General features: G+C 59.2%; 23 protein-coding genes. 9 read left to right on the top strand and 14 right to left on the bottom strand.

What is annotated here, in order from left to right; all coding sequences use genetic code 11:
* Window positions 1–54 precede the first annotated feature (54 nt).
* Together panE and yajL are read left to right on the top strand one after the other, a co-directional pair.
* Window positions 55–969, top strand: coding sequence for a 2-dehydropantoate 2-reductase (gene panE / locus ACUW6V_RS16290; protein WP_097564321.1), 915 nt, complete (start codon window positions 55–57; stop codon window positions 967–969).
* Window positions 929–1,522 carry a protein deglycase YajL gene (gene yajL, locus ACUW6V_RS16285; RefSeq protein ID WP_004387745.1) on the top strand — a complete coding sequence of 198 codons (594 nt, stop codon included), beginning with the start codon at window positions 929–931 and terminating at the stop codon, window positions 1,520–1,522. Before panE ends, yajL begins: the two co-directional genes overlap by 41 nt.
* A 78-nt stretch (window positions 1,523–1,600) precedes the next feature.
* Here yajL and thiI read toward each other — a convergent pair whose 3' ends face one another.
* Window positions 1,601–3,049, bottom strand: a complete 1,449-nt coding sequence (thiI, locus tag ACUW6V_RS16280) for a tRNA uracil 4-sulfurtransferase ThiI (protein WP_004387746.1) — start codon at window positions 3,047–3,049, stop codon at window positions 1,601–1,603.
* 212 nt (window positions 3,050–3,261) lie between these two features.
* Between thiI and xseB the strand changes: the two genes are divergently transcribed.
* From xseB to ACUW6V_RS16260, 4 genes are all read left to right on the top strand, one after another.
* The gene (xseB, locus tag ACUW6V_RS16275) at window positions 3,262–3,504 is read left to right on the top strand and encodes an exodeoxyribonuclease VII small subunit (RefSeq protein ID WP_004387747.1); all 243 of its coding nucleotides are present in this window, start codon (window positions 3,262–3,264) and stop codon (window positions 3,502–3,504) included.
* A gap of 2 nt (window positions 3,505–3,506) precedes the next feature.
* Complete coding sequence (gene ispA / locus ACUW6V_RS16270) at window positions 3,507–4,406, top strand: (2E,6E)-farnesyl diphosphate synthase (RefSeq protein WP_004387748.1); 900 nt, start codon at window positions 3,507–3,509, stop codon at window positions 4,404–4,406.
* 26 nt (window positions 4,407–4,432) lie between these two features.
* The gene (dxs, locus tag ACUW6V_RS16265) at window positions 4,433–6,295 is read left to right on the top strand and encodes a 1-deoxy-D-xylulose-5-phosphate synthase (RefSeq protein ID WP_012125497.1); all 1,863 of its coding nucleotides are present in this window, start codon (window positions 4,433–4,435) and stop codon (window positions 6,293–6,295) included.
* Window positions 6,296–6,364: 69 nt separating this feature from the next.
* Window positions 6,365–7,339, top strand: coding sequence for an aldo/keto reductase (locus ACUW6V_RS16260; RefSeq protein WP_454038622.1), 975 nt, complete (start codon window positions 6,365–6,367; stop codon window positions 7,337–7,339).
* Between the two features lie 41 nt (window positions 7,340–7,380).
* Here ACUW6V_RS16260 and pgpA read toward each other — a convergent pair whose 3' ends face one another.
* From pgpA to nrdR, 6 genes are all read right to left on the bottom strand, one after another.
* On the bottom strand, window positions 7,381–7,902 hold the full coding sequence (pgpA, locus tag ACUW6V_RS16255) for a phosphatidylglycerophosphatase A (protein ID WP_004387751.1): 522 nt from the start codon (window positions 7,900–7,902) through the stop codon (window positions 7,381–7,383).
* A complete protein-coding gene (gene thiL, locus ACUW6V_RS16250; protein ID WP_454038621.1) occupies window positions 7,877–8,857 on the bottom strand; it encodes a thiamine-phosphate kinase in 981 nt (326 codons plus the stop codon). Before thiL ends, pgpA begins: the two co-directional genes overlap by 26 nt.
* Before the next feature lie 186 nt (window positions 8,858–9,043).
* Complete coding sequence (gene nusB, locus ACUW6V_RS16245; protein ID WP_004387753.1) at window positions 9,044–9,463, bottom strand: transcription antitermination factor NusB; 420 nt, start codon at window positions 9,461–9,463, stop codon at window positions 9,044–9,046.
* A 22-nt stretch (window positions 9,464–9,485) separates the two neighbouring features.
* Complete coding sequence (gene ribH / locus ACUW6V_RS16240; RefSeq protein ID WP_004387754.1) at window positions 9,486–9,956, bottom strand: 6,7-dimethyl-8-ribityllumazine synthase; 471 nt, start codon at window positions 9,954–9,956, stop codon at window positions 9,486–9,488.
* Between the two features lie 88 nt (window positions 9,957–10,044).
* Window positions 10,045–11,148 carry a bifunctional diaminohydroxyphosphoribosylaminopyrimidine deaminase/5-amino-6-(5-phosphoribosylamino)uracil reductase RibD gene (gene ribD, locus ACUW6V_RS16235; protein WP_023899252.1) on the bottom strand — a complete coding sequence of 368 codons (1,104 nt, stop codon included), beginning with the start codon at window positions 11,146–11,148 and terminating at the stop codon, window positions 10,045–10,047.
* 3 nt (window positions 11,149–11,151) lie between these two features.
* Entirely contained in the window at window positions 11,152–11,601 is a 450-nt protein-coding gene (gene nrdR, locus ACUW6V_RS16230; RefSeq protein ID WP_004387756.1) for a transcriptional regulator NrdR, read from the bottom strand.
* A gap of 154 nt (window positions 11,602–11,755) precedes the next feature.
* On the opposite strand from nrdR, the gene ACUW6V_RS16225 reads away from it, so the two are divergent.
* Together ACUW6V_RS16225 and ACUW6V_RS16220 are read left to right on the top strand one after the other, a co-directional pair.
* Complete coding sequence (locus ACUW6V_RS16225) at window positions 11,756–12,316, top strand: DUF3251 domain-containing protein (protein WP_454038620.1); 561 nt, start codon at window positions 11,756–11,758, stop codon at window positions 12,314–12,316.
* A 340-nt stretch (window positions 12,317–12,656) separates the two neighbouring features.
* A complete protein-coding gene (locus ACUW6V_RS16220) occupies window positions 12,657–13,535 on the top strand; it encodes a nucleoside-specific channel-forming protein Tsx (protein WP_325775092.1) in 879 nt (292 codons plus the stop codon).
* Window positions 13,536–13,728: 193 nt separating this feature from the next.
* Here the strand turns inward: ACUW6V_RS16220 and secF are convergent, their stop codons facing one another.
* The 5 genes from secF to queA all read right to left on the bottom strand — a co-directional run bounded on the left by secF (window position 13,729) and on the right by queA (window position 19,249).
* Complete coding sequence (secF, locus tag ACUW6V_RS16215; protein ID WP_161582478.1) at window positions 13,729–14,700, bottom strand: protein translocase subunit SecF; 972 nt, start codon at window positions 14,698–14,700, stop codon at window positions 13,729–13,731.
* Window positions 14,701–14,710: 10 nt separating this feature from the next.
* Window positions 14,711–16,558, bottom strand: a complete 1,848-nt coding sequence (secD, locus tag ACUW6V_RS16210) for a protein translocase subunit SecD (protein WP_004387761.1) — start codon at window positions 16,556–16,558, stop codon at window positions 14,711–14,713.
* A 27-nt stretch (window positions 16,559–16,585) separates the two neighbouring features.
* Window positions 16,586–16,918, bottom strand: a complete 333-nt coding sequence (yajC, locus tag ACUW6V_RS16205; protein WP_004387762.1) for a preprotein translocase subunit YajC — start codon at window positions 16,916–16,918, stop codon at window positions 16,586–16,588.
* A 21-nt stretch (window positions 16,919–16,939) separates the two neighbouring features.
* Window positions 16,940–18,067, bottom strand: a complete 1,128-nt coding sequence (tgt, locus tag ACUW6V_RS16200; RefSeq protein WP_004387763.1) for a tRNA guanosine(34) transglycosylase Tgt — start codon at window positions 18,065–18,067, stop codon at window positions 16,940–16,942.
* 111 nt (window positions 18,068–18,178) lie between these two features.
* Window positions 18,179–19,249 (bottom strand): tRNA preQ1(34) S-adenosylmethionine ribosyltransferase-isomerase QueA, encoded by a 1,071-nt coding sequence (queA, locus tag ACUW6V_RS16195; RefSeq protein WP_012125505.1) that lies wholly within the window; start codon window positions 19,247–19,249, stop codon window positions 18,179–18,181.
* Window positions 19,250–19,350: 101 nt separating this feature from the next.
* On the opposite strand from queA, the gene acpH reads away from it, so the two are divergent.
* Window positions 19,351–19,932: an ACP phosphodiesterase gene (acpH, locus tag ACUW6V_RS16190; protein ID WP_007781306.1), complete on the top strand. Its 582-nt coding sequence runs from the start codon at window positions 19,351–19,353 to the stop codon at window positions 19,930–19,932.
* Here the strand turns inward: acpH and ACUW6V_RS16185 are convergent, their stop codons facing one another.
* Window positions 19,933–21,303 carry a DUF3999 family protein gene (locus ACUW6V_RS16185; protein ID WP_454038619.1) on the bottom strand — a complete coding sequence of 457 codons (1,371 nt, stop codon included), beginning with the start codon at window positions 21,301–21,303 and terminating at the stop codon, window positions 19,933–19,935. It abuts the gene before it with no gap.
* Window positions 21,300–24,026, bottom strand: coding sequence for a DUF2339 domain-containing protein (locus ACUW6V_RS16180; protein ID WP_454038618.1), 2,727 nt, complete (start codon window positions 24,024–24,026; stop codon window positions 21,300–21,302). Before ACUW6V_RS16180 ends, ACUW6V_RS16185 begins: the two co-directional genes overlap by 4 nt.
* Between the last annotated feature and the right edge of the window lie 47 nt (window positions 24,027–24,073).

The raw sequence follows: 24,073 nt of genomic DNA, 5'->3' as shown, positions 1-24,073 counted from the left end.
GTTATAATAGACGTATGACATAACGCCCGGCGCTGTTGCGGGCGAGGAGGAACCATGAAAATTACCGTGCTTGGCTGCGGCGCGTTAGGCCAGCTCTGGATGAGCGCGCTGCATAAACAAGGTCACGAGGTGCAGGGATGGCTGCGGGTGCCGCAATCGTCATACAGCGTGAATCTGCTGGAAACCGACAGTAGCGTGTTCCAGCACACCTTTACGGCTAACAACACTGGGTTTCTGGCAGAAAGTGAGCTGTTGCTGGTGACGCTGAAAGCCTGGCAGGTTTCAGATGCGGTAAGCACGCTGGCGACCCGGCTACCGGCCGCCAGCCCGATTCTGCTGCTGCATAACGGCATGGGCACGCTTGATGAGCTGCGCGCCGTCCAACAGCCGCTGCTGGCGGGCGTGACGACCCACGCGGCGCGTCGCGAGGGCAATCAGGTAATTCATGTCGCCTGCGGTACTACGCACATTGGCCCGGTTACGCCCGGCGCGCAGGATGACTCCCGGCTGGCGGAGGTACTTCAGCAGGCGCTGCCGGATGTCGCGTGGCACGATAACGTCAATGCCTCGCGCTGGATAAAGCTCGCGGCCAACTGCGTGATTAACCCACTGACGGCGCTCTATAACTGCCCGAACGGCGACCTGCGCGCACGCCAGGACGAGGTACGCGAGATCTGCGCCGAAGTCGCCCTGGTGATGCAGCGTGAAGGACACCATACGTCGCCGGATAGCCTGCTCTATTACATCAATCAGGTGATCGAGAGCACCGCCGCCAATATTTCCTCGATGCTGCAGGATATCCGCCAGCAGCGTCACACCGAGATTGATTACATCACCGGCTATCTGCTGCGCCGCGCCAGAGCGCATGGCCTGACGCTGCCGGTTAACAGCCGTCTGTATGAACAGATTAAACGCAAGGAGAATGAGTATGAGCGCATCGGCACTGGTATGCCTCGCCCCTGGCACTGAAGAGACCGAAGCGGTCACCACCATCGATTTGCTGGTGCGCGGCGGGATTAACGTCACCACCGCGAGCGTCGCCAGCGACGGCAATCTGACGATCACCTGCTCACGCGGCGTCCGGCTGCTGGCGGATGCGCCGCTGGTGGAAGTTGCCGACGGCGATTTCGATGTGATTGTCCTGCCGGGCGGCCTGAAAGGTGCCGAAGCGTTTCGCGACAGCCCGCTACTGGTCGAAACGGTGCGTCAGTTTCATCTCTCCGGGCGGATTGTCGCGGCCATCTGCGCGGCGGCGGGCACGGTACTGGTGCCGCACGAGCTCTTCCCGATTGGTAATATGACCGGCTTTCCGGCGCTGAAAGAGACGATCCCGGACGATCAGTGGCAGGATAAGCGCGTAGTCTGGGATCCGCGCGTCAATCTGCTCACCAGCCAGGGGCCGGGCACCGCGATTGATTTCGCGCTCAAGATTATCGATCTGCTGGTCGGGCGCGAAAAAGCGCATGAGGTGGCAGGACAACTGGTGCTGGCCGCGGGTATTTACAGCTATCGCGATTACTAAGCGTTATCCCGTTAAACCACGGATATAAAAAAATCCCCTCGGTCGAGGGGATTTTTGTCTCAGCGCAACGCCATGACGTTACGGACGGTAGACTTTCACGTTCTTAAAGCCCTGCTCCAGCAGGTAAAGCGCCTGCAGGCGGCTCATCACGCCGCGCTCGCACCACAGCAGGTACGTTTTGCTCTGATCGAGATCGCCAAACTTCGTGCTGAGCTTGTAGAACGGCAGCGAAACGACCTCAACGCCTTCAACCACCAGCGGTTTCTCATCCTGCTCATCGACGGAGCGAATATCCAGAATCGCGTCGTTCGGGCCGAAACCGTTAACGGTTTCCACTTCCACTACCTGCTGTTCGGTCTGCTCGGCGATTTCACGGATATCCACGTTGGTAGCTTCCGCCACGACGCGGTCGAGGATAGAGAAATCGAAATTCGCCTCTTCGGCTTCGATTTTCCCTTTCACGGCTTTCACGGTCGGGCTTTTTGAAATCACGCCGCAATATTCCGGCATGGTGCGGGCAAAATCTTCGGTGCCGATTTTACGGGCGATATCGATGATGTGCTCTTTGTCGTAAGAGATAAGCGGGCGCAGCACCAGCGTATCGGAGACATTATCGATAAGACGCAGGTTGGTCAGCGTCTGGCTGGAGACCTGGCCCAGCGCTTCGCCGGTGACCAGCGCCTGCACGCCGTAGCGCTCCGCCACTTTCGAGGCGGCACGCACCATCATACGCTTGAGCACCACGCCCATCTGGCCATCGTCCACTTTTTCAAGGATTTCGCCGACGACCGGCTCAAAGTTAATCGCCACAAAACGCACGCGGTGCGAGCTGCCAAAGCGGCTCCACAGATAGTGCGCGACCTGACGCACGCCGATTTCGTGCGCCGCGCCGCCCAGGTTAAAGAAGCAGTAGTGCACGCGGCAACCGCGGCGCATCAGCATATAGCTGGAGACGCCGGAATCGAAACCGCCGGAGATCAGCGACAGCACATCTTCCTGAGTGCCGATCGGGAAACCGCCGATGCCTTCATAGCGGCCTTTGATAAGCAGCAGGCGGTCATCTTCAATCTCAAGATTCACGGTCACGTCAGGCTGTTTGAGTTTGACGCGGGCAGATTCAATATGCTGATTTAAACCGCCGCCGACGTAGCGCTCCACTTCAATCGAGCTAAACTCATGTTGACCGCGTCGCTTAACGCGCACGCAGAACGTTTTCCCTTCGAGCTGGTCGCGCCAGTTGGCGAGCGTCTTCTCGAAAATGTCATGCATGTCCGTGAACGGGACGTCATCCACCTCAAGCACATGGTGAATGCCGGGAATACGGGTCAGGGCGTCAAGCACCGCGTCGTGCTGAGTTTCATCTTTAATACGCACCACGATATGGTCCCAGTGGCGGACCACGGCAAGATTTTCATCGTAGTGTTTCAGGACGTTACGAATATTCCCGGTCAGGATTTTTATAAAGCGCAAGCGCACAGACTGGCTTTTAATGGTGATTTCCGGGAATAATTTAATGATAAACTTCATGGTGGCTATGATTCGTTGGCAAGCCCACCGGGGCTTAGAAAATGGTACAGCAGGCAGAACCGCGCCTGCATCGTGAGCCCGGCAGTATATCATCATCGCGATGTCACTGCGCCTATTACCAACCCACAAGGCGTTATTTGCTAATCTTTGCGTCTCCGCTACCATGCAGTGTCGCTAACATGACCGTTAACCCATAGAGTCAGATATTTACTATGCCGAAGAAAAATGAACAGCCGGCCAGTTTCGAAACGGCCCTGACGGAGCTTGAGCAGATAGTCACCCGTCTGGAAAGCGGCGACCTGCCGCTGGAAGAAGCGCTGAATGAATTTGAGCGCGGCGTGCAGCTCGCGCGCCAGGGCCAGGTAAAACTGCAGCAGGCTGAGCAGCGCGTTCAGATCCTGTTGTCTCAGAATGAGGACGCGCCTCTTACCCCCTTCACGCCGGACGCCGAGTAAACATGGATTTCAGTCAACAGCTTCAGGCGCAGGCCGAGCGGGCCAATCGCGCGTTACAGCACTTTATCGGCGAGCTGCCGTTTCAGAAGAGTCCACTGGTTGAGGCGATGCTCTACGGCACATTATTAGGCGGTAAACGCCTGCGCCCGTTTCTGGTGTACGCCACTGGCGAGATGTTTGGGGTTAACCCGACCGCGCTGGATGCTCCGGCGGCAGCGATTGAGTGTATTCACGCCTATTCGCTGATGCATGACGATCTGCCCGCCATGGACGATGACGATCTGCGTCGCGGACAGCCGACCTGTCATATCCGCTTTGGCGAAGCGAGCGCTATTCTTGCGGGCGACGCCCTGCAAACGCTGGCGTTTTCGATTTTAAGCGACGCGCCGATGGAAAACGTGGCGCTGCGCGACCGGCTCGCGATGGTGTCTGAGCTCGCGAAAGCCAGCGGTGTGGCGGGCATGTGCGGCGGCCAGGCGCTCGATCTCGAAGCCGAAGGCCAGCAGGTGGATCTCGACGCGCTTGAGCGTATTCATCGCCATAAAACGGGCGCGCTTATTCGCGCCGCCGTGCGAATGGGCGCGCTGTGCGCGGGCGATAAAGGCCGCGACGCGCTGGTTTATCTCGACAGCTATGCAGACAGCATCGGCCTTGCCTTCCAGGTACAGGATGACATTCTGGATGTGGTGGGCGATACTGCAACCCTTGGAAAACGCCAGGGGGCCGATCAGCAACTTGGCAAAAGCACCTACCCCGCCCTGCTGGGTCTTGAGCAAGCCCAGGCGAAAGCGCGCAGTCTGTGCGATGACGCCCTGGCGGCGCTGGCGCCGCTGAAAGCACAAGCGCTGGATACCGCGACACTGGAAGCGTTAGCGAATTTCATAATCCAACGTGATAAATAAACGTATAACACCACGATGAGTCTCTGATGAGTTTTGATACTGCCAAATACCCGACCCTGGCGCTGGTGGACTCCACTGCGGAGCTTCGCCTGTTGCCAAAAGAGAGTTTGCCGAAGCTGTGCGACGAGCTGCGTCGTTACCTGCTCGACAGCGTAAGCCGCTCCAGCGGACACTTCGCCTCCGGGCTTGGCACGGTGGAACTCACCGTGGCGTTGCATTACGTCTATAACACGCCGTTCGACCAGCTTATCTGGGACGTGGGTCATCAGGCGTATCCGCATAAAATCCTGACTGGCCGCCGGGACCGCATCGGCACTATCCGCCAGAAAGGCGGCCTGCACCCGTTCCCGTGGCGCGGCGAGAGCGAATATGACGTATTGAGCGTCGGCCATTCGTCCACCTCCATCAGCGCCGGTATCGGCATCGCCGTCGCCGCGGCGCGCGAAGAGAAAAATCGCCGCACCGTCTGCGTGATTGGCGATGGCGCTATCACCGCAGGGATGGCGTTTGAGGCGATGAACCACGCGGGCGATATTCGCCCGGATATGCTGGTTATCCTGAACGACAACGAGATGTCGATTTCCGAGAACGTGGGCGCGCTTAATAACCACCTGGCGCAGCTGCTTTCCGGCAAGCTCTATTCGACGCTTCGCGAAGGCGGCAAGCGCGTGTTCTCTAACGTTCCGCCCATTAAAGAGCTGCTCAAGCGTACCGAAGAGCACATCAAAGGCATGGTCGTGCCGGGCACACTGTTTGAAGAGCTGGGCTTTAACTATATCGGCCCGGTGGATGGCCACGACGTGCTGGGGCTGGTGAATACGCTCAAAAACATGCGTGATCTGAAAGGCCCGCAGTTCCTGCACATCATGACCAAAAAAGGCCGTGGTTATGAGCCGGCGGAAAAAGATCCGATCACCTTCCACGCCGTACCGAAATTCGATCCGGAAAGCGGCACGCTGCCAAAAAGCAGCGGCGGCCAGCCGAGTTATTCGAAGATTTTTGGTGACTGGCTGTGCGAAACCGCGGCCAAAGACGACAAGCTGATGGCTATCACGCCCGCCATGCGCGAAGGCTCCGGCATGGTGGAGTTCTCCCGCAAATATCCGGCGCAATACTTCGACGTGGCGATCGCCGAGCAGCACGCGGTGACCTTCGCGGCGGGGCTGGCGATTGGCGGCTATAAACCGGTCGTTGCGATTTACTCCACGTTCCTGCAACGCGCGTATGACCAGGTTATCCACGACGTCGCTATCCAGAAGCTGCCGGTGCTGTTCGCTATCGATCGCGCGGGCATCGTCGGCGCTGACGGCCAGACGCACCAGGGCGCGTTCGATCTCTCTTATCTGCGCTGCATCCCGGACATGGTTATCATGACCCCGAGCGATGAAAACGAGTGCCGCCAGATGCTGTTTACCGGCTATCACTACAACGACGGCCCGAGCGCGGTTCGCTATCCGCGCGGCAACGCGCTTGGCGTGACGCTGGAGCCGCTCCAGAAACTCCCCATCGGCAAAGGCGTGGTGAAACGCCACGGTGAAAAAGTAGCGCTGCTCAACTTTGGTACGCTGCTGCCGGAGGCCACGCAGGCCGCCGAAGCGCTTAACGCCACGCTTGTGGATATGCGTTTTGTGAAGCCGCTTGATGAAGCGCTGATTATGGAGCTCGCCGGGCGTCACGAGGCGCTGGTCACCATCGAAGAAAACGCCGTGATGGGTGGTGCCGGTAGCGGCGTAAACGAAGTGCTGATGGCGAAGCGCAAACCAGTGCCGGTGCTGAATATTGGCCTGCCGGATCACTTCATTCCACAGGGCACGCAGGACGAAGCGCGCGCCGAAATTGGCCTGACCGCGTCGGGCATCGAACAACGCGTGCGGGACTGGCTCGCCTGACCCCTGCTCTGTTTCCGCTCCTGCTATGCTTAACGGTAACCTTTGTGACCCTAAAGCAGGAGCGGAACCATGCAATACAAGCAATTAGGAAAAACCGACCTTCAGGTTTCCCGTCTGTGCCTGGGCTGTATGACTTTTGGCGAGCCGGACCGCGGTAATCACGCCTGGACTCTCCCCGAAGAAAGCAGCCGCCTTATCATCAAACACGCCATTGACGGCGGCATTAACTTCTTCGACACCGCCAACAGCTACTCCGACGGCAGCAGCGAAGAGATTGTTGGCCGCGCGCTGCGCGATTTCGCGCGTCGTGAAGAGGTCGTCGTCGCCACCAAAGTTTATCACCAGGTCGGCGACCTGCCGCAGGGGCTCTCCCGCCCGCTGATCCTGCGCTCGATTGACGACAGCCTGCGCCGCCTCGGTATGGATTATGTCGACCTGCTGCAAATCCACCGCTGGGACTACGACACGCCGATAGAAGAGACGCTGGAAGCGCTGAACGAAGTGGTGAAAGCGGGTAAAGCGCGCTACATCGGCGCGTCGTCAATGCATCCGCACCAGTTTGAACAGGCGCTGCGGCTGCAAAAAGAGAACGGCTGGGCGCCGTTCGTTACCATGCAAAACCACTACAACCTGATTTACCGCGAAGAAGAACAGGAGATGCTGCCGCTCTGCTATCGCGAGGGCGTGGCCGTGATACCGTGGAGCCCGCTGGCGCGCGGGCGTCTGACCCGCCCGTGGGGCGAAACCACGGCGCGTCTGATTTCCGATGAGTTCGGCAAAACGCTCTACAGCGAAACCGAAGAGAACGACGCGAAAATAGCCGAACGGCTGGCGTTCATCGCCGAAGATAAAGGCGTGAGCCGCGCTCAGGTGGCGCTGGCCTGGCTTTTAAGCAAACCCGGCGTCGTCGCACCGATTATCGGCGCCTCGCGCGAAGAGCAGTTGCAGGAGCTGATTGAGGCGGTTGACGTAACGCTCACCCCTGAAGAGATGGCCGAGCTGGAGACGCCTTACAAAGCGCACCCGGTGGTGGGTTTTAAATAAGCCAGTAAAAAAACAGCCCTCGTCGCAGAGGGCTGTTTTCGTTAAATCAGGCCGATGGGCCAGTGATGCCCAATCCAGTAGAGAAGCCCCGCCGAGATAATCCCCGCCACGATATCATCCACCATGATCCCCATACCGCCGTGAACGTTACGGTCAAACCAGCGGATAGGCCAGGGTTTCCACATATCGAAAATACGGAAAATCACAAACCCGGCGGCGACCCACTGCCAGTCATTCGTCGGCAGCGCCATCAGCGTAATCCACATGCCGATAAACTCATCCCAGACGATACTGCCGTGGTCATGTACGCCCATATCTTTGGCGGTCTGATGACAGAGATAGACGCCAAGGCTGATGCCAAACATCACCACCAGCGAGTAGAGCTGCCAGGGTAAAAAAGTCATTAGGTACCAGAACGGGATCGCCGCAAGCGACCCCATCGTGCCCGGCACCCAGGGGCTTAAGCCGCTGCCAAACCCGGTCGCGAGCAGATGCCACGGATTGCGTAAATTTAAGCGGCTTTTAGCAACATCCTTATTAAATGTGCGTTTCGAAGTGGTCATATCCTTTCCAGTCGAGCGTTACCGGCGCGCCATCGCGTAAAAATACCATGCCTTCCGACGCCGTGGTCAGCTGGCCGATGCAGGTTACGGGCACGCCAAGATGGCTCACCGCCACCTCCAGCGCGCCGCGATTAAGCTCCGATACCGTAAAGCAGAGTTCATAATCCTCACCGCCAGACAACGCCCAGCGCAGCGCCTGCTCCGGATCAACATGGCGGGAGAGCGCTTCGGAGTAAGGCAGATCGTTAAGCTCAATGCGCGCGCCGCAGTCGCTCGCCTTCAGGATATGCCCGAGATCGGAAATCAGCCCGTCGGAGAGATCGATAGCGGCGCTGGCGAGCCCGCGCAGTGCCTGACCGTGCAGCACGCGCGGCGTCGGGCGCAGATGGCGTTTGACCAGATAGCCTGCGTCGCTGGTATCTTCGACGTGAAGCCGCTTTTGCAAAATCGCGAGCCCGGCTGCGCTGTCGCCCGGCGTGCCGGTGATAAACACCCAGTCGCCAGGCCGTGCGCCGGAGCGCTTCAGCGCCCGTCCGGCGGGAACAAAGCCGTGAATGCCGAGCGTCATGGAGAGCGGGCCGCGGGTGGTATCACCGCCGATAAGCTGCATATCGTAATAGTTAAGCTGTTCAAAGAGGCTGTCGCTGAACGCTTCAAGCCAGGGTTCGTTCACCTCCGGCAGGGTCAGCGCCAGCGTCAGCCATGCCGGATCGGCGCCCATCGCCGCCAGATCGCTGACATTCACCGCCAGCGCCTTGTAGCCGAGATCGCGCGGATCGATATCCGGTAAAAAGTGAATGCCCGACACCAGCGTGTCGGTGCTGATAGCCAGGGTTTGCTTCTCCGGCACGGTCAATAGCGCGCAGTCGTCGCCAATGCCGGTCTCGACATCAAGACGAGAGCTTCTGACCCGATCGAAGTAACGTGCAATCAGGGAAAACTCACCGCATGACATAAGGTTACGCCTCAACAGATAAGAAGAAGAAAAGGCCGGGATCCCGGCCTCAGAAAGCAGAAGAAGAACCGTAGTTTCTTCGTATTGATGACCATAGTAGACAATCGCCAGCTTTTCGTCTGCCTTAAGCACAGAACGGTAAAAGAAAACGAGCGTCAGGTCTCGCCTGCCGATGGCAGGCGGAAATTACTTTTTGTTAGGGCGGATGTGCGGCGCGGCTTTATCGAGCACGCCGTTGACGAACTTATGGCTGTCTTCAGCACCGAAGACTTTCGCCAGCTCAATCGCTTCGTTGATGGCCACTTTGTACGGCACATCATCACGTTTTGAGAGTTCGAACAGCGCGATGCGCAGCACCGCTTTCTCCACCTGGCCCAGCTCTTCGAGCTGACGGGACAGGTACGGCTTCATCAGGCCGTCGAGATAGCCGCTGTTGGTCGCCACCCCGGAAAGCAGTTCGCGGAAATACATCACGTCCACATCTTTGACATCCTGTTCCGCCAGGAACTGGTATTCAACATCGGCGATGTCATTGTGGGACAACTGCCAGGAGTAAAGCGCCTGGACGGCACACTCACGGGCGCGGCGACGAGCAGCAGGTTTCACGGAATTCCCCTTACAAAAAAAATCAGGCCTGGATAGCCTTCAGGACATTAATCATTTCAAGCGCGGTCAGCGCCGCTTCGGCGCCCTTGTTCCCGGCTTTAGTGCCAGCGCGTTCGATGGCTTGTTCAATACTTTCAGTGGTGAGTACGCCAAAAGCTACCGGGATTTCGCTGTGCTGCGCCACGTGGGCCAGACCGTTGCTGGCACCGCCGGCAACATATTCGAAATGCGCGGTGCCGCCGCGAATCACCGTACCGAGCGCAATCACCGCGTCATATTTTGCGGTTTTCGCCAGCGCCTGAGCCGCCAGCGGCAGCTCGTAAGCGCCCGGCACCCACACGACGGTGATATTTTCATCTTTTACCTGACCAATGCGTTTCAGGGCGTCGATAGCGCCTTCCAGCAGACTGTCGTTGATGAAGTTGTTGAAACGCGCAATGGCGATGGCGACGCGAGCGTCCGGGGCAGCAACGGTAGCTTCAATAATGTTCATACTCTTACCTTAGGGTTATGTAGCCCCCGCAGGGGGGCGGATTTTATCATACTCTTTCGCGCACTGCTTACGTTTTACATCCCGCCAGTCAGGCGAGCGTCAGGCGCAGGCGCAAATCGGGGCCGACCTGAACGGCGTCGCGAAATTCCAGGCGCGGCGCGTCGGCGAGCCGCTCAAGTCCTGGCAGCGCAAATAGCCCGCGGGCCTCGCTGCCGAGCAGTTTCGGCGCCATATAAACAATCAGCTCATCTACCAGCCCAGCCTGAAGCAGCGCGCCGGCGAGCTGCGGGCCCGCTTCAACCCACAGGCTGTTCACCTGGCGTTTGCCGAGCTGCATCATAAGCAACACCAGATCGAGCTTGCCGTTATGCACGGGCGTCGGCAGTTGTTCGACACCCTCTGGCCAGACGGTGTCGTCCGGGCAGGCGCGGGCAAGCCACGTCTCGCCGGGCTGATTGACAATCTTGTGCGCGGGCGTCACCTGATTCTGGCGGTCGAGCACGATCCGCAACGGCTGGCGCAGGTTTTCACGTGGATATACCGCCTGCGTCTCTTCGCCGAGCTCATCCCAGCGCACGGTCATTGACGGATCGTCGGCCAGCACCGTGGCGCTGGTAGTGAGGATAGCATGGCTTTCGGCGCGCAGACGCTGCACGTCGCGACGCGCCTGCGGCGAGGTTATCCACTGGCTTTCGCCGCTCGCCATCGCCGTGCGGCCGTCAAGCGACGCGCCGAGCTTGAGCTGAATAAACGGAAAACCGGTGCGCATACGCTTGAGAAAGCCTTTATTAAGCGCTTCGGCCTCGCTCATCATCAGGCCATGACTGACCTCAATGCCCGCCTGCTGAAGACGGTACAGGCCCCGGCCCGCCACCTGCGGGTTCGGGTCCTGCATTGCCGCGACAACGCGCGCGACGCCCGCGTTAATCAGCGCATCGCAGCACGGCGGCGTGCGTCCGTGGTGGCTACAGGGTTCAAGCGTGACATACGCGGTAGCACCGCGCGCCTTGTCGCCTGCCATGCGCAGCGCATGCACTTCGGCATGCGGCTCGCCGGCGCGCAGATGAAAGCCTTCGCCGACGATTACGCCATCTTTAACAATCACGCAGCCCACGCGCGGATTCGGATGCGTGGTAAAACGTCCCTGGCCCGCGAGCTTAAGCGCGCGCGCCATGTAAAATTCGTCAGACATCGGTTAATCCTGTAAGCGGGCGATCTCTTCGCCGAATTCGCGGATATCTTCAAAGCTGCGGTAGACCGAGGCAAAACGGATATAGGCGACTTTATCGAGCTTTTTAAGCTGCTCCATCACCAGATTGCCGATAAGTTTGCTCGGCACCTCGCGCTCGCCGGTCGCGCGCAGATGGGATTTGATATGGTTGATGGCCATCTCCACGTCATCGGAGCTGACCGGGCGTTTTTCCAGCGCTTTCTGCATGCCGCTGCGCAGTTTGTCTTCATTAAAAGGCTCGCGCACGTCGTTGCTTTTCACCACGCGCGGCATGACCAGTTCCGCGACTTCAAAGGTCGTGAAACGTTCATTACACACCAGGCACTGGCGGCGGCGGCGCACCGAGGAGCCTTCTCCCACCAGGCGGGAATCGATCACTTTAGTGTCAACGGCGAAACAGAACGGGCAATGCATAGCGCTTCCTGACTGAAAAAGTTAACTGAACAACAGTTTACCCTGAACTGGCGGGACTACAAAGACGCAACCTTTTTGAGACAAAGGCGCTATGCCGGATGCCCCGTTACGCTCTACCATAAAAAGACCGCCACTCTTTCAGGAAAAGCGAACAATGACAACACGTTATCTGAAATGGTCTATCGTCGCCAGCGCACTGGCCTTAAGCGCCTGCGCCCCGCAGAGCGAAGTACGCCAGATGCACCAGAATGTCAGCACGCTCAATCAGGAGATGACGAAGCTCAAGCAGGAGACTGTCAAAATCACGCAGCAGAACGCACTGAATGTGAAATCGAAAAGCGGTGTTTATCTGCTGCCGGGCTCCAACACGCCCGCTCGCTTAAGCAGCCAGCTCGGTATGCTGAAAATGTCGCTACGCAACGTCACGGCGGACGCGAACGGCACACAGGCGACGCTGTTTATCCAGAGCGAATCCAGTGAGGCGCTGCCCGCCTTTACCGGCACCGTCGAATGGGGCAAGTTACAGGGTACAACCGACAATTACCAGGAAGTGAACGTGCAGAACCAGCCGTTCAGCGCACCTGCCAGCACGCTGGCGCCGAGTGATGTTTCCATTCACCTGACGCTGACCGACATCACGCCAGAGCAACTGGGCTTTATCCGCGTGCATGATATCCAGCCGCTTATCGCCGGTGACGCCGTCGTCGCGCCCTGAGTGCCTCAGCATCTGTGGCGCGGAGTTTGTTACATTCGCGCCGCTCGCTTTTCTTGCTTTTCTCGCGCCGTAAATTCCTCATTTATTCCCTGCCGCTTCGCAAAAATGGTGTAACAGGAGTTGGCTTAGTTCCCTTATGCCGCTAGAATCCGCGTTCCGATGTACGCAAACGTGAACGCAATCGATTACGTACATGACAAGAATGTGAAACGCCACATATTTTTGTGAGGCTGGATACTTATAATAGGCAGCACAATTTATGCGGCGGCGGTTTATCCGCGTTGCGCGAAAGCATTACTCCACCCAGAAATGGGGATTTCCTGAAAACAGTGGCTCTATTATGAAAAAAATTGTTTTAGCTGCCGGTGCAGCCCTGGCGCTCTCCACCTCTTTTACTGCCGGCGCGGCAGAAACCAGCAATAGTGAGTTTGTTTCCGACTGGTGGCACCAGAGCGTTAACGTGGTGGGCAGCTACCATACACGCTTCGGACCGACCATCCGCAACGATACCTATCTGGAATATGAAGCGTTCGCCAAAAAAGACTGGTTTGATTTCTACGGTTACGCGGACGCCCCGGTCTTTTTCGGTGGTAACTCCGATGCTAAAGGGATCTGGAACCACGGTTCCCCGCTGTTTGTGGAGATCGAACCGCGCTTCTCTATCGATAAGCTGACCGGCACCAGCCTGGCGTTTGGCCCGTTCAAAGAGTGGTATTTCGCGAATAACTATATCTACGATATGGGCCGCAACGCTTCTGGCCGTCAGAGCACCTGGTATATGGGTCTTGGTACCGATATCGACACTGGCCTGCCGATGAGCCTCTCCCTGAACGTTTATGCCAAATACCAGTGGCAGAACTACGGTGCAGAAAACCAGAACGAGTGGGACGGCTACCGCTTTAAAGTGAAATACTTCGTGCCGATCACCCAGCTGTGGGGCGGCAACCTGAGCTATATCGGTTTCACCAACTTTGACTGGGGTTCAGACCTCGGCGATAAGAGCGGTTATGCGCTCAATGGCGTGAAATCCCGCACTAACGATTCCATCGCCTCCAGCCATATTCTGGCGCTGAATTACGATCACTGGCACTACTCCGTGGTCGCGCGTTACTGGCACAACGGCGGTCAGTGGAATGACGATGCGCAGTTAGCCTTCACTAACTATAACACCCGCACTACGGGTTGGGGCGGTTACCTAGTGGTAGGTTACAACTTCTAAACCTTACCCCGCTGAACCTGTGAAAAAGCCAGCCTCTGCTGGCTTTTTTATGGGCGTTGATTATCGCGCACTGGAGTTAACCGCCACAGATGTACGAACACCGCCTCTTCTGCCCTCTTTATCCCTTATCGAGGCGAAAAAAAACCGCAGGCCTGAACCTGCGGTTTTATTAACGTATCACGTTGCTGCGCGATTACGGCAGGAGAGACGGTTGATCCGCGCCCTCTTTTTCCACCTTCTGCTGCAACAGATGTTCACGCTTCATGCCAAGCTTCAGCGCCAGAGCGGAAGCGACATAAATGGACGACGCCGTACCGATAGAGACACCGATAAGCATGGTCAGCGAGAAGCCCTGCAGCATCGCGCCGCCGAACAGATAAAGCATCAGGATCACGACAAGCGTCGTACCGGATGTGATTAACGTCCTTTGCAGCGTCTGGGTCAGTGACACGTTAAAGATTTCGTAAGGCGTTCCGCGGCGGATCTTGCGGAAGTTCTCACGAATACGGTCAGAAACCACGATGCTGTCGTTGAGCGAGTAACCAATAACCGACATCAGCGAGGCGATGATGGTCAGGTCAATCTCAATCCGGAACAGCGACAGCACGCCCATGGTGATAATGACGTCGTGCGCCAGCGCGATAACCACACCAGCCGCCAGACGCCACTCAAAGCGGAACCCGACGTAAACCAGAATGGAGAGCAGCGCAACCAGCAGCGCCATCGCGCCCGCCTGAGCGAGGTCAGCGCCTACGCTCGGGCCGACAAACTCGATACGTTTTACCGCCGCGTTCTGGCCAGTGGCCTGGTTAATGACGTTCACCACTTTGGTGCCGAGTGCCTGACCGCCGGTTTCCCCCTGGGCAGGCGGCATACGAACCATGATGTCGCGGCTGCTGCCGAAGTTCTGCAGCAGCGGCTCTTCAAAGCCCGCTTTTACCAGCGACTCGCGCATTACATCCAGATCCGCCGGTTTTTCCAGGCCAATCTCGATAACCGTACCGCCGGTAAAATCGAGACCCCAGTTAAACCCGCGTACGCCCATCACCACAATAGAGGCGACAAGCAGCAGGCCGGAAATGGCGAAGGCCCAGTAGTCCCAGCGCATAAAGTCATAGACTTTGCGGCCGTGGTTCAATTGTTCAACAGTATATTCCTGTGCCACAACGCACTCCTCAGATAGACAGCTTGTTGATGCGTTTGCCGCCGTACAACAGGTTCACAATGGCACGGGTACCGACAATAGCGGTGAACATGGAGGTCGCCACGCCGATACCGGTCGTGATAGCAAACCCTTTAATCGCGCCGGTCCCCACTGCGTACAGGATAATGACCTTAATCAGCGTCGTGACGTTGGCGTCGAAAATCGAGCTGAACGCCCCACGGTAACCTTCGTCAATCGCCTGCTGCACTGAACGGCCGTTGCTGAGCTCTTCTTTAATACGCTCGTTTATCAGCACGTTCGCATCCACCGCGACCGCAAGGGTTAACACAATCCCCGCGATACCCGGCATGGTGAGCGTCGCACCCGGCAGCAGCGACATAATGCCGACGATAAGCACCAGGTTTGCCAGCAGCGCCGTAGTGGCGATAAGACCGAACTTCTTATAGAACAGAATCATAAACAGAATGGAGACCGCGAGGCCCGCCAGACATGCTTCCAGACCCTGAGTGATGTTCTGCATACCCAGCGTCGGGCCGATGGTGCGCTCTTCCACAATCTGAATCGGCGCAATCAGCGCGCCCGCACGCAGCAGCAGCGAAAGCTGACGCGCTTCGTTCGGGTTGTCGATGCCGGTAATCACGAAGTTCTGACCCAGACGCGCCTGAATCGTCGCAACGTTGATCACTTCTTCCTGTTTTACCAGGATGCTGCGGCCGTTGGCGTCTTTCTTACCGCTGTCCTTATATTCCACAAAGAGCGTCGCCATCGGTTTATGGATGTTGTCTTTGGTGAAATTAGACATGATATTACCGCCCGCGCTGTCGAGCGAAATATTCACCTGCGGCATGTTGTACTGATCAACGCCGGAGGTGGAATCGGTAATATGGTCACCGGTCAGGATAACGCGTTTGTACAGCACAACCGGCTGGCCTTCACGGGTCATCTTCACTTCAGAATCGCCTGGAACACGGCCTGCCGCGGCGGCTGAACGGTCAACAGAGCTGTTAACCAGACGGAATTCCAGGGTCGCGGTCGCGCCGAGGATTTCTTTCGCGCGAGCGGTATCCTGAATACCCGGCAGCTCAACCACGATGCGGTCAGCGCCCTGACGCTGCACCAGCGGCTCGGCTACGCCCAGCTGGTTCACGCGGTTACGCAGGATGTTAATGTTCTGCTGAACGGCATATTCACGCGCTTCGCGCAGACGCTCATCAGACATCACTGCGCGCAGGCTGTTATCGCCCTGGCTTGAGATAACCATGTCGCGATGGCGGCTCGTCAGATAAGAGACCGCGGCGTCACGGATATCGCTGTCACGGAACTGAATCGTCACGCCGTAGTTATCGGCTTTACGCACGTTCGTCCAGCTCAGCCCCTTCTCGCGCAGATCGCTGCGCAGGCTGTCCATATTCTGTTCCTGGAGCTTGCCAAGCGCGGTGTCCATATCCACTTCCATCAGAAAGTGAACGCCGCCGCGCAGGTCGAGACCCAGTTTCATCGGTTCGGCGGAAATAGCGGTAAGCCAGCGTGGGGTGGCAGGCGCGAGGTTAAGCGCGACGACGAATTGATCGCCCATCGTGCTCATCAGCGCTTCACGAGCGCGCAGCTGAGTATCGGTGGAGTCAAAGCGCGCAAGAATTGCGCCCTCTTCCAGAGCCACAGATTTCGCGGAAATTTTTTCTTTTTGTAACGTATTCTGGACCTGGATCAGCGTTTGCTCACTGGCGGCGACGCCGCGCGCGCCAGTGATTTGAACAGCCGGATCCTCACCATACAGGTTGGGAAGTGCATAAAGCAGGCCGACGATAAGCACGGCGACCAGCATGAGGTACTTCCACAAAGGATAACGGTTTAACACGGCAGTTCCCTTTGGGAAAACAATGAATTACAGCGCCTTCATGGTGCCTTTCGGCAGGACGGCTGCGACGAAGTCACGCTTGATAACCACTTCGGTGGTGTCGTTCAGAGCGATAGCAATGTAGCCGTTTTCCGCTACTTTGGTCACGCGACCCACCAGACCACCGTTAGTGAGCACTTCATCCCCTTTGGCGATGGAGTTCATCAGGTTTTTATGCTCTTTGGTACGCTTCTGCTGCGGACGCAGGATCATGAAATAGAAAATCAGACCAAACACGACCAGCATCAGGATCAGAGACATCGGGCTGCCCTGCGCCGGCGCACCGCCAGCGGCTACCGCGTCAGAAATAGAAAAGCTCATTCAAATTCCCTCATTATTAAATTAATCAACGTTCAACGGTGGCACCGGCCGCCCCTGGCGTTGGTAGAAATCCGCGACGAAGTGCTCTAATTTACCCTCTTCGATAGCCTTGCGTAAACCAGCCATTAAGCGCTGATAGTGGCGAAGGTTATGAATGGTATTAAGCCGCGCGCCCAGTATTTCGTTGCAACGGTCAAGATGATGCAAGTAGGCGCGTGAATAATTGCGACAGGTATAGCAATCACACTCAGGATCCAGCGGCCCCGTATCGCTTTTGTACTTCGCGTTGCGGATTTTCACTACGCCTTCGGTGACGAAAAGATGGCCGTTACGCGCGTTGCGCGTTGGCATAACGCAGTCGAACATATCAATGCCGCGACGCACGCCTTCGACCAGATCTTCCGGCTTGCCCACCCCCATCAGGTAGCGCGGCTTGTCCGCCGGGATCTGCGGGCAGACATGCTCAAGAATGCGGTGCATATCTTCCTTCGGCTCACCGACAGCCAGGCCGCCGACAGCGTAGCCATCAAAGCCTATCTCTACCAGACCTTTCACGGAGATATCGCGTAAATCTTCGTAAACGCTGCCCTGAATAATGCCGAACAGCGCGTTTTTGTTGCCGAGGCTGTCAAAGCGGTCGCGGCTGCGTTTCGCCCAGCGCAGTGACATCTCCATAGAGCGCTTCGCGTAGTCCCAGTCTGCCGGGTATGGCGTGCACTCATCGAAGATCATCACGATGTCAGAACCGAGATCGAACTGGATCTCCATCGATTTTTCCGGGTCGAGGAAGATAGGATCGCCGTTGATCGGGTTGCGGAAATGCACGCCCTGCTCGGTAATTTTGCGAATATCGCCCAGGCTAAAGACCTGGAAGCCGCCGGAATCGGTCAGGATCGGGCCTTTCCACTGCATAAAATCGTGCAGGTCGCCGTGCAGCTTCATGATCTCCTGGCCTGGACGCAGCCAGAGGTGAAAGGTATTGCCGAGGATAATCTGCGCGCCGGTGGCTTCCACTTCTTCCGGCGTCATGCCTTTGACGGTGCCGTAAGTGCCCACGGGCATAAACGCCGGGGTTTCCACGACGCCGCGATCAAATACCAGGCGGCCGCGGCGCGCGCGGCCATCGGTCGTATCAAGTTCGAATTTCACGTTTTTCTCCACATCAGAGAGACAGTCTGATGATTAATGTTACAGAGTGAGGGCGCCCCTCACCCCGGCCCTCTCCCGTTAAGGAGAGAGAAAAAAGCGGCAAGCGCCCGGTTATTCGCCCGGACGCTCGTTAATGGCCTGCGGATTGTACGTGATATACATCGCATCACCGTAACTAAAAAAGCGATACTCCGCTTTTACCGCTTCGCGGTAGGCGTTCATGGTGTGCTTATAGCCCGCGAACGCCGACACCAGCATGATGAGCGTCGATTCCGGCAGGTGGAAGTTGGTCACCAGCGCGTCGATCACTTTGTACTGATAGCCCGGATAGATAAAAATCTGGGTGTCGCCGAAAAACGGCGCGATAAGCGCGTCTTGCGCTGCCTGCGCGGCGCTCTCAAGCGATCGTACTGATGTCGTGCCCACGGCGACGACTTTATTACCGCGCGCTTTCGCGGCCAGCACCGCGTCGACCACCTCCTGCGGCACTTCGGCGTATTCAGAGTGCATCACGTGATCTTCGATGCTCTCAACGCGTACCGGCTGGAACGTCCCCGCGCCGACGTGCAGCGTGACAAACGCCATCTCAATGCCTTTCGCGCGCAGGCGCTCAAGCAGCGGCTCATCAAAATGCAGGCCCGCGGTCGGTGCCGCGACAGCGCCCGGTTTCTGGCTGTAGACGGTCTGATAAAGCTCGCGGTCAGCCTCTTCATCCGGGCGCTCAATGTAAGGCGGCAGCGGCATATGGCCGATGCTGTTCAGAATATCCAGCACCGGGCGCGCGTCGTTAAACTGCACTTCGAACAGCGCGTCGTGGCGCGCGGTCATCGTGGCGTTTACGCTTTCATCATCGCCCAGCAGAAGTTCCGCGCCCGGCTTCGGCGCTTTAGAGGCGCGGATATGGGCCAGCACGCGATGGTCGTCGAGCATACGCTCTACCAGTACTTCAATTTTGCCGCCGCTCGCCTTGCGGCCAAAGAGGCGCGCCGGGATCACGCGGGTATTGTTAAACACCAGCAGATCGCCGGGGTTGAGCTTATCGAGCAAATCGGTGAAAGTGCCGTGCGTGAGATCTCCCGTCGGCCCGTCGAGCGACAGCAGGCGACAGGCGCTACGCTGGGCTTGCGGATAGTGAGCTATCAGGGATTCGGGTAATTCAAAGGAGAAATCGGTCAAACGCATGGCTGGAACTCTGACATAAAAAACAGGCGGCTAGTCTAGTGCCGGGGCGCGCTCCCTGCAACTGATAAGCCGCTTTATCTCTCTTTAAGGAAAGGATCGTTATGAATTTTCTTGCCCATCTGCATCTGGCGCATCTGGCGCAAAGTTCGCTGCCCGGCAATCTGATGGCGGACTTCGTGCGCGGCAAACCGGATGAGCTTTATCCGGCGGATGTCGTGGCGGGAATTTACATGCACCGGCGCGTGGATGTACTGACCGATAACCTGCCGGAAGTGCGCGAAGCGCGCGAGTGGTTCCGCCCCGAAACCCGCCGCGTGGCGCCGGTGACGCTGGATGTCATGTGGGATCACTTTCTCTCGCGCCACTGGGCGCAAATCTCGCCGGAGATCCCGCTTGCGGAATTTATCGCGCACGCGCACGCCCAGATTTTACCGACGCTGCCCGACGCGCCGGAGCGCTTTGTAAACCTCAATAATTATCTCTGGCGCGAGCGCTGGATGGAGCGCTACCGCGAGATGGACTACATCGCCCGCGTCCTCAACGGCATGGCGACCCGACGACCGAAACTCGCGGCTCTGCGCGACTCCTGGGACGATCTCAATACCCATTACGCCGCGCTGGAGCGCCAGTTCTGGCGCTTTTATCCGCGCATGATGGCGATGGCGCGCGAGCAAACGCTCTGATTACGCCGCTTTTTCGCCGCGAAGCTCGCACCACAGCCGCCAGGCGAGCAGCAGCAACCCGGCGGCGCCCGCCACCAGCACCGCCCAGATGATCCAAGTATAGAGCGCGTTGCGCTGCGCGCTGGCGTCTTTAGCCGTCAGCCGCGCGTCGCCGCCGAGCGTCACCGCTTTTACCGCCTGCGCGTAAGGCAGCATCTCCGGATCGTGAGAGCCCGGCACCAGCGTTTGTAGCTCCAGCGCCTGCGTTTTAGCGGCTCCATTGCCCCAGGCGAGCAGGAACGGGCCGCTGCCCTGGGCATTAAACACCAGCGTTTTTTCGTCGCGCTCGCCGGTCACTTCCGGGAAAGTGTCGCCAAAGCGCTGGTTCACCGCCCGCACGCGGAGCGCGGAAATCAGCTCGCCGTGCAGCGGCAGCGTCACCGCCGGGCTCTCCGGCAGGCGATAAATAACCGTGCGGGCGAGCGGCTGCCACGCCATGTTATCCGCGCTGCGATACTCAATCTCCACCGGCACAACGGCGTTCGCAAGCTGCGGGCGCAGCGTCAGGGCATCGAATGGCTGTGGCCGCGCCCAGCGATAGACGGCGGTGTTATCGTTTTCTTTCTCGCCATGCGCGGCAAGCGTGACGCGCCGCGCCTGTACGTGCGGTGCCTGCCACTGTCCGGTAGCCGAGGTAAAATCAAGCGGCGCGCTGGCGTTTTTCACCACCACCAGCAGGTATTTTGCGCCAAAGAGCGACGGCGCACCGCTGAAATCCACCGTGTTCTGCAACAGCCGCTGATTGCCGGAGGCTAAATCCAGCAGCGGCGCATCCGCGATGATCGGCTGCCAGTTACGCATCGTCTCGCTCGCGAGCACGTCCACGCGCGCCTGCCAGCCGTTGACCTGTTGTGGCCACGCCAGTTGCAGCTGTGTCAGCGCGCGCTCGCCGTTGTTCTCGCTAAGCGGGATCAGCCAGCTGGCGCTCAGTTGCTCTACCGGCGCGTTTTCCATGCGGATCTGCACGCCGGACGGCGAGGTTAACAGCACCGTGCGCTGCTCTTCTTCGCTGGTTTTAACCGGCTGTGCGTCAAGCCTGTAGACCGTCAGCGGCGCGCGTTGCGGCGCAGGCGCGGGCGGCGTGGTGGTGTCGAGCGCAAACGGCAGGCTTGCGCCCTGCGCATTAAACACGCGAATATCGCGCAGATCCGGCCAGGCGCTTTGCGAATAGACGGCCTCCGGCAGCGGCAGCCGGTACCACGGCGACTGCCCTTCCACCGCAAGCTCCACACCGCGCGCATAATCCTGCGGACGCTCGGCGCGAGAAGTGTCGTCACTGGCCGCGCACGTCGCGGCAAACGCCCAGACAAGGGCCACCCATAACTGTTTCATTCTGCCTCTCCCTGACGGGCATTGACCGGCTGCGCCGCTTTCGGCGGCAGCGGTGAGAAATAACCGACAATCAGCACCAGCACCGCGACGCCGATAAACGCCACGGCGCGCGCAAGCCCGCCGCCGCCTGCGCTGTCCACCAGCATCAGCTTCACAATCACCACGCCGAGCAGGCCCGCGCCGCAGAACCAGCCCTGACGCGCGCCTTTACGCGTGGCGCTCACCATCACCAGCAGCGCCAGCAACATCCAGAGCAGCGCGAACGTGGTCTGGACCAGACGAGAATCCCACAGCGCGTCGGACTGCCACGGGATCCCCCCAATCCACGCGAGCGTACGCAGCACCAGCCCGTTGCCCCACCAGAACAGCAGCGCATACCAGACGAGCGGCGCCCACGGCTGCGCCTGCTGTAACAGCGGCGACCAGAAGCGCGTAAGCCGCCGCCACCAGCCCAGCACCGCCAGCAGCGCGAAACCTGCGCCAAGCTCAAGCTGGTTGATCAGCGGCAGGTATGGCCAGTCGATTGTTACGCCGCTCATCAGGTTGCCCGCAAGCAGTAAGAACACCAGTACGGGCGCGACCGGCAACAGCCCCGGCCCGCTGTAAAGCGCAGGCCACTGCGCGCACGGCCACAGGCCGCGCCGGAGCGCGCCGTTCACCAGCAACACGATAGCGGCGCTGACGGCAAGGATAATGCCGGTCTGCCACGCCTCGCTGCCCCACGGCAGGCTATCGGTAAACCACCAGGTTTCCGCGCCAGCGGCAAGGAGCAGCATCCAGAACAGCGACAGATGCAGCGCCTTCTGAAGGCGAACCGGCAACGCGCCGGCATCACGGCGCAGCAGCCAGAGCGCGCACGGCAGCGTCAGGCACCAGACGAGGCTGTGCCAGCCCGCCAGCACCAGCGCGCCATCAATAACAATGTGACAAGCCAGCATCAGCGCCATGCCCGGCCACAGCAGCCAGACGGCGTAAGCGAGATCCGGCCACGCCGCTTTGCGCGATGCCGCGCGCCACAGCAAGGCGGAGAGCGTCAGCAGCGCAAGCGCCAGGGCAAGCCCGGTGGAGATATCCGTAAACGCCCAGCGGGCAGTCTGCAGCAGCGCCACCAGCCAGAAGGCGATGCCCGCGCCAAGATGCGCCCGGCTCACCTGCCGCTGCGGTTCGCGCCACAGCCAGCCGCCCGCCAGCCAGCAGAGCGCCAGCACCGCGCTGATAAACGCCGCGTTAAGCAGCGTAATACCATCCACCCAGGCGTAAACGGCGCTGGCCGCCGCAAGCGCAAGCAGCACGCTGCCGCTGTAGCTCATCCGACGCTGCTTCTGCTGCATGCCAAACCACAGCAGCCCCAGCCCTTCCAGCGCCCAGGCGAGCGCCGTCCAGCGGGCAGACAGCGCCAGCGGAATAGCGAGCGTAACAAATGCACCGCCGAGCGCCAGCCCGCCGAGCGCCAGTATCCGCCCCTCCTGCGGATAGCGACGCAGCGCGGCGCGCGCGAGCAGCAAATAGACCAGCCCGAAGCCGAGCGCCGAAAACGCCGGGCCATACGTCCAGTGTCGGGTAATCGCATACTGCATCCCAAACCCGACCAGCGGCGGCGCGAACAGCATCACGCCATCGACGATTTTCTTGCGACCCTGTGCGCGCAGCGACAGCGCCACGCAGACGACGCCAAAGAGCAGAATATTGGCGATAAGAAAGAGCTGGCAGCTCAGCCACTCGTCCGGCTGATAGCCGTTGATGCCCCAGAGACCCGCCACGCCAAAGGTGAACAGCAGGCCGAGCAGATTAAGCTCGCGCCAGTGCTGCCAGACGCTGACGGCAGCGATGCCCACCGACAACAGCAGATAGAACGAGAAAAGCGCGATGTGATTGCCACCGCCAGTTGAGAGCAGCAGCGGCGCGAGATAGCCGCCGAGACTCGCCAGCATCGCGAGGCTTAACGCCCGTTGCAGCACGGCCAGCGCGACGCTCGCGGCGCACACCACCAGCATCAGGCCGAAGGCGAGCGGCATCGGCAGCATCTGCCAGAGCCGGAACGCGCCGAAAATCGTGATATAGAGCGCGCCCACCGCGCCGCCCTGGAGGATGAGCGCATAGACCGGCGTTTTGTGGCGCAGCCGCCAGCCGAACGCCAGCAGCACCAGCGCGGCGACGCCCGCGCCCGCCACGCGCAGCTCAAGCGGCAGCAGATCGCGCTCAACGCTGTAGCGCAGCAGGAAGGAAATACCCAAAAAGAGCAGAATGACGCCGATTTTGGCGAGCGGATTGCCCTGCATAAACCAGCGCGTCAGGCTGGTGATAAGCCCGCCTGACGCCGCGGCATGGCGTGGTTCTGGCGCGGGTTCTTCGCGGCGCGGCGTGGCGGCGGGTGCAGGCGCTTTCGCCGCGTTGCGCACCGCCTGCGACCAGACCGGCGGCGCGTCCGCAGGCGGCTGCGGTTCAGGCTCCGGCGCTGCCGCGGTTTCAGGCACCGGTTCGGGTTCTGGCGCGACAAACACGGGCGCAGGCTCCGGCGCAGGCGTTGCCACTGGCGCGGTTTCCACACCCGGCGGCGCAGACGCCGCGGCAAGCCGCGCTTCCAGCGTCTCTATGCGATTACGCAGGCGATGAAGTTCGGTTTCGTTACGCGCGCTGCGTTTTAGCGCCATGATGGCTATCACCGGCACCACAACCACGCAGAAGAGCGCAATCAGAGCAGCAAATACAAAAATCTCATCCATTGATTTCAGACCCTGCGGCAGAAGTGCGGCTACTTTCCCATATCTGA

The organism is Cronobacter sp. 153480017-3 (assembly GCF_053627815.1).
The sequence above is the reverse complement of the archived record's forward strand: the minus strand, read 5'-3'. Positions and strand labels throughout refer to the sequence as shown.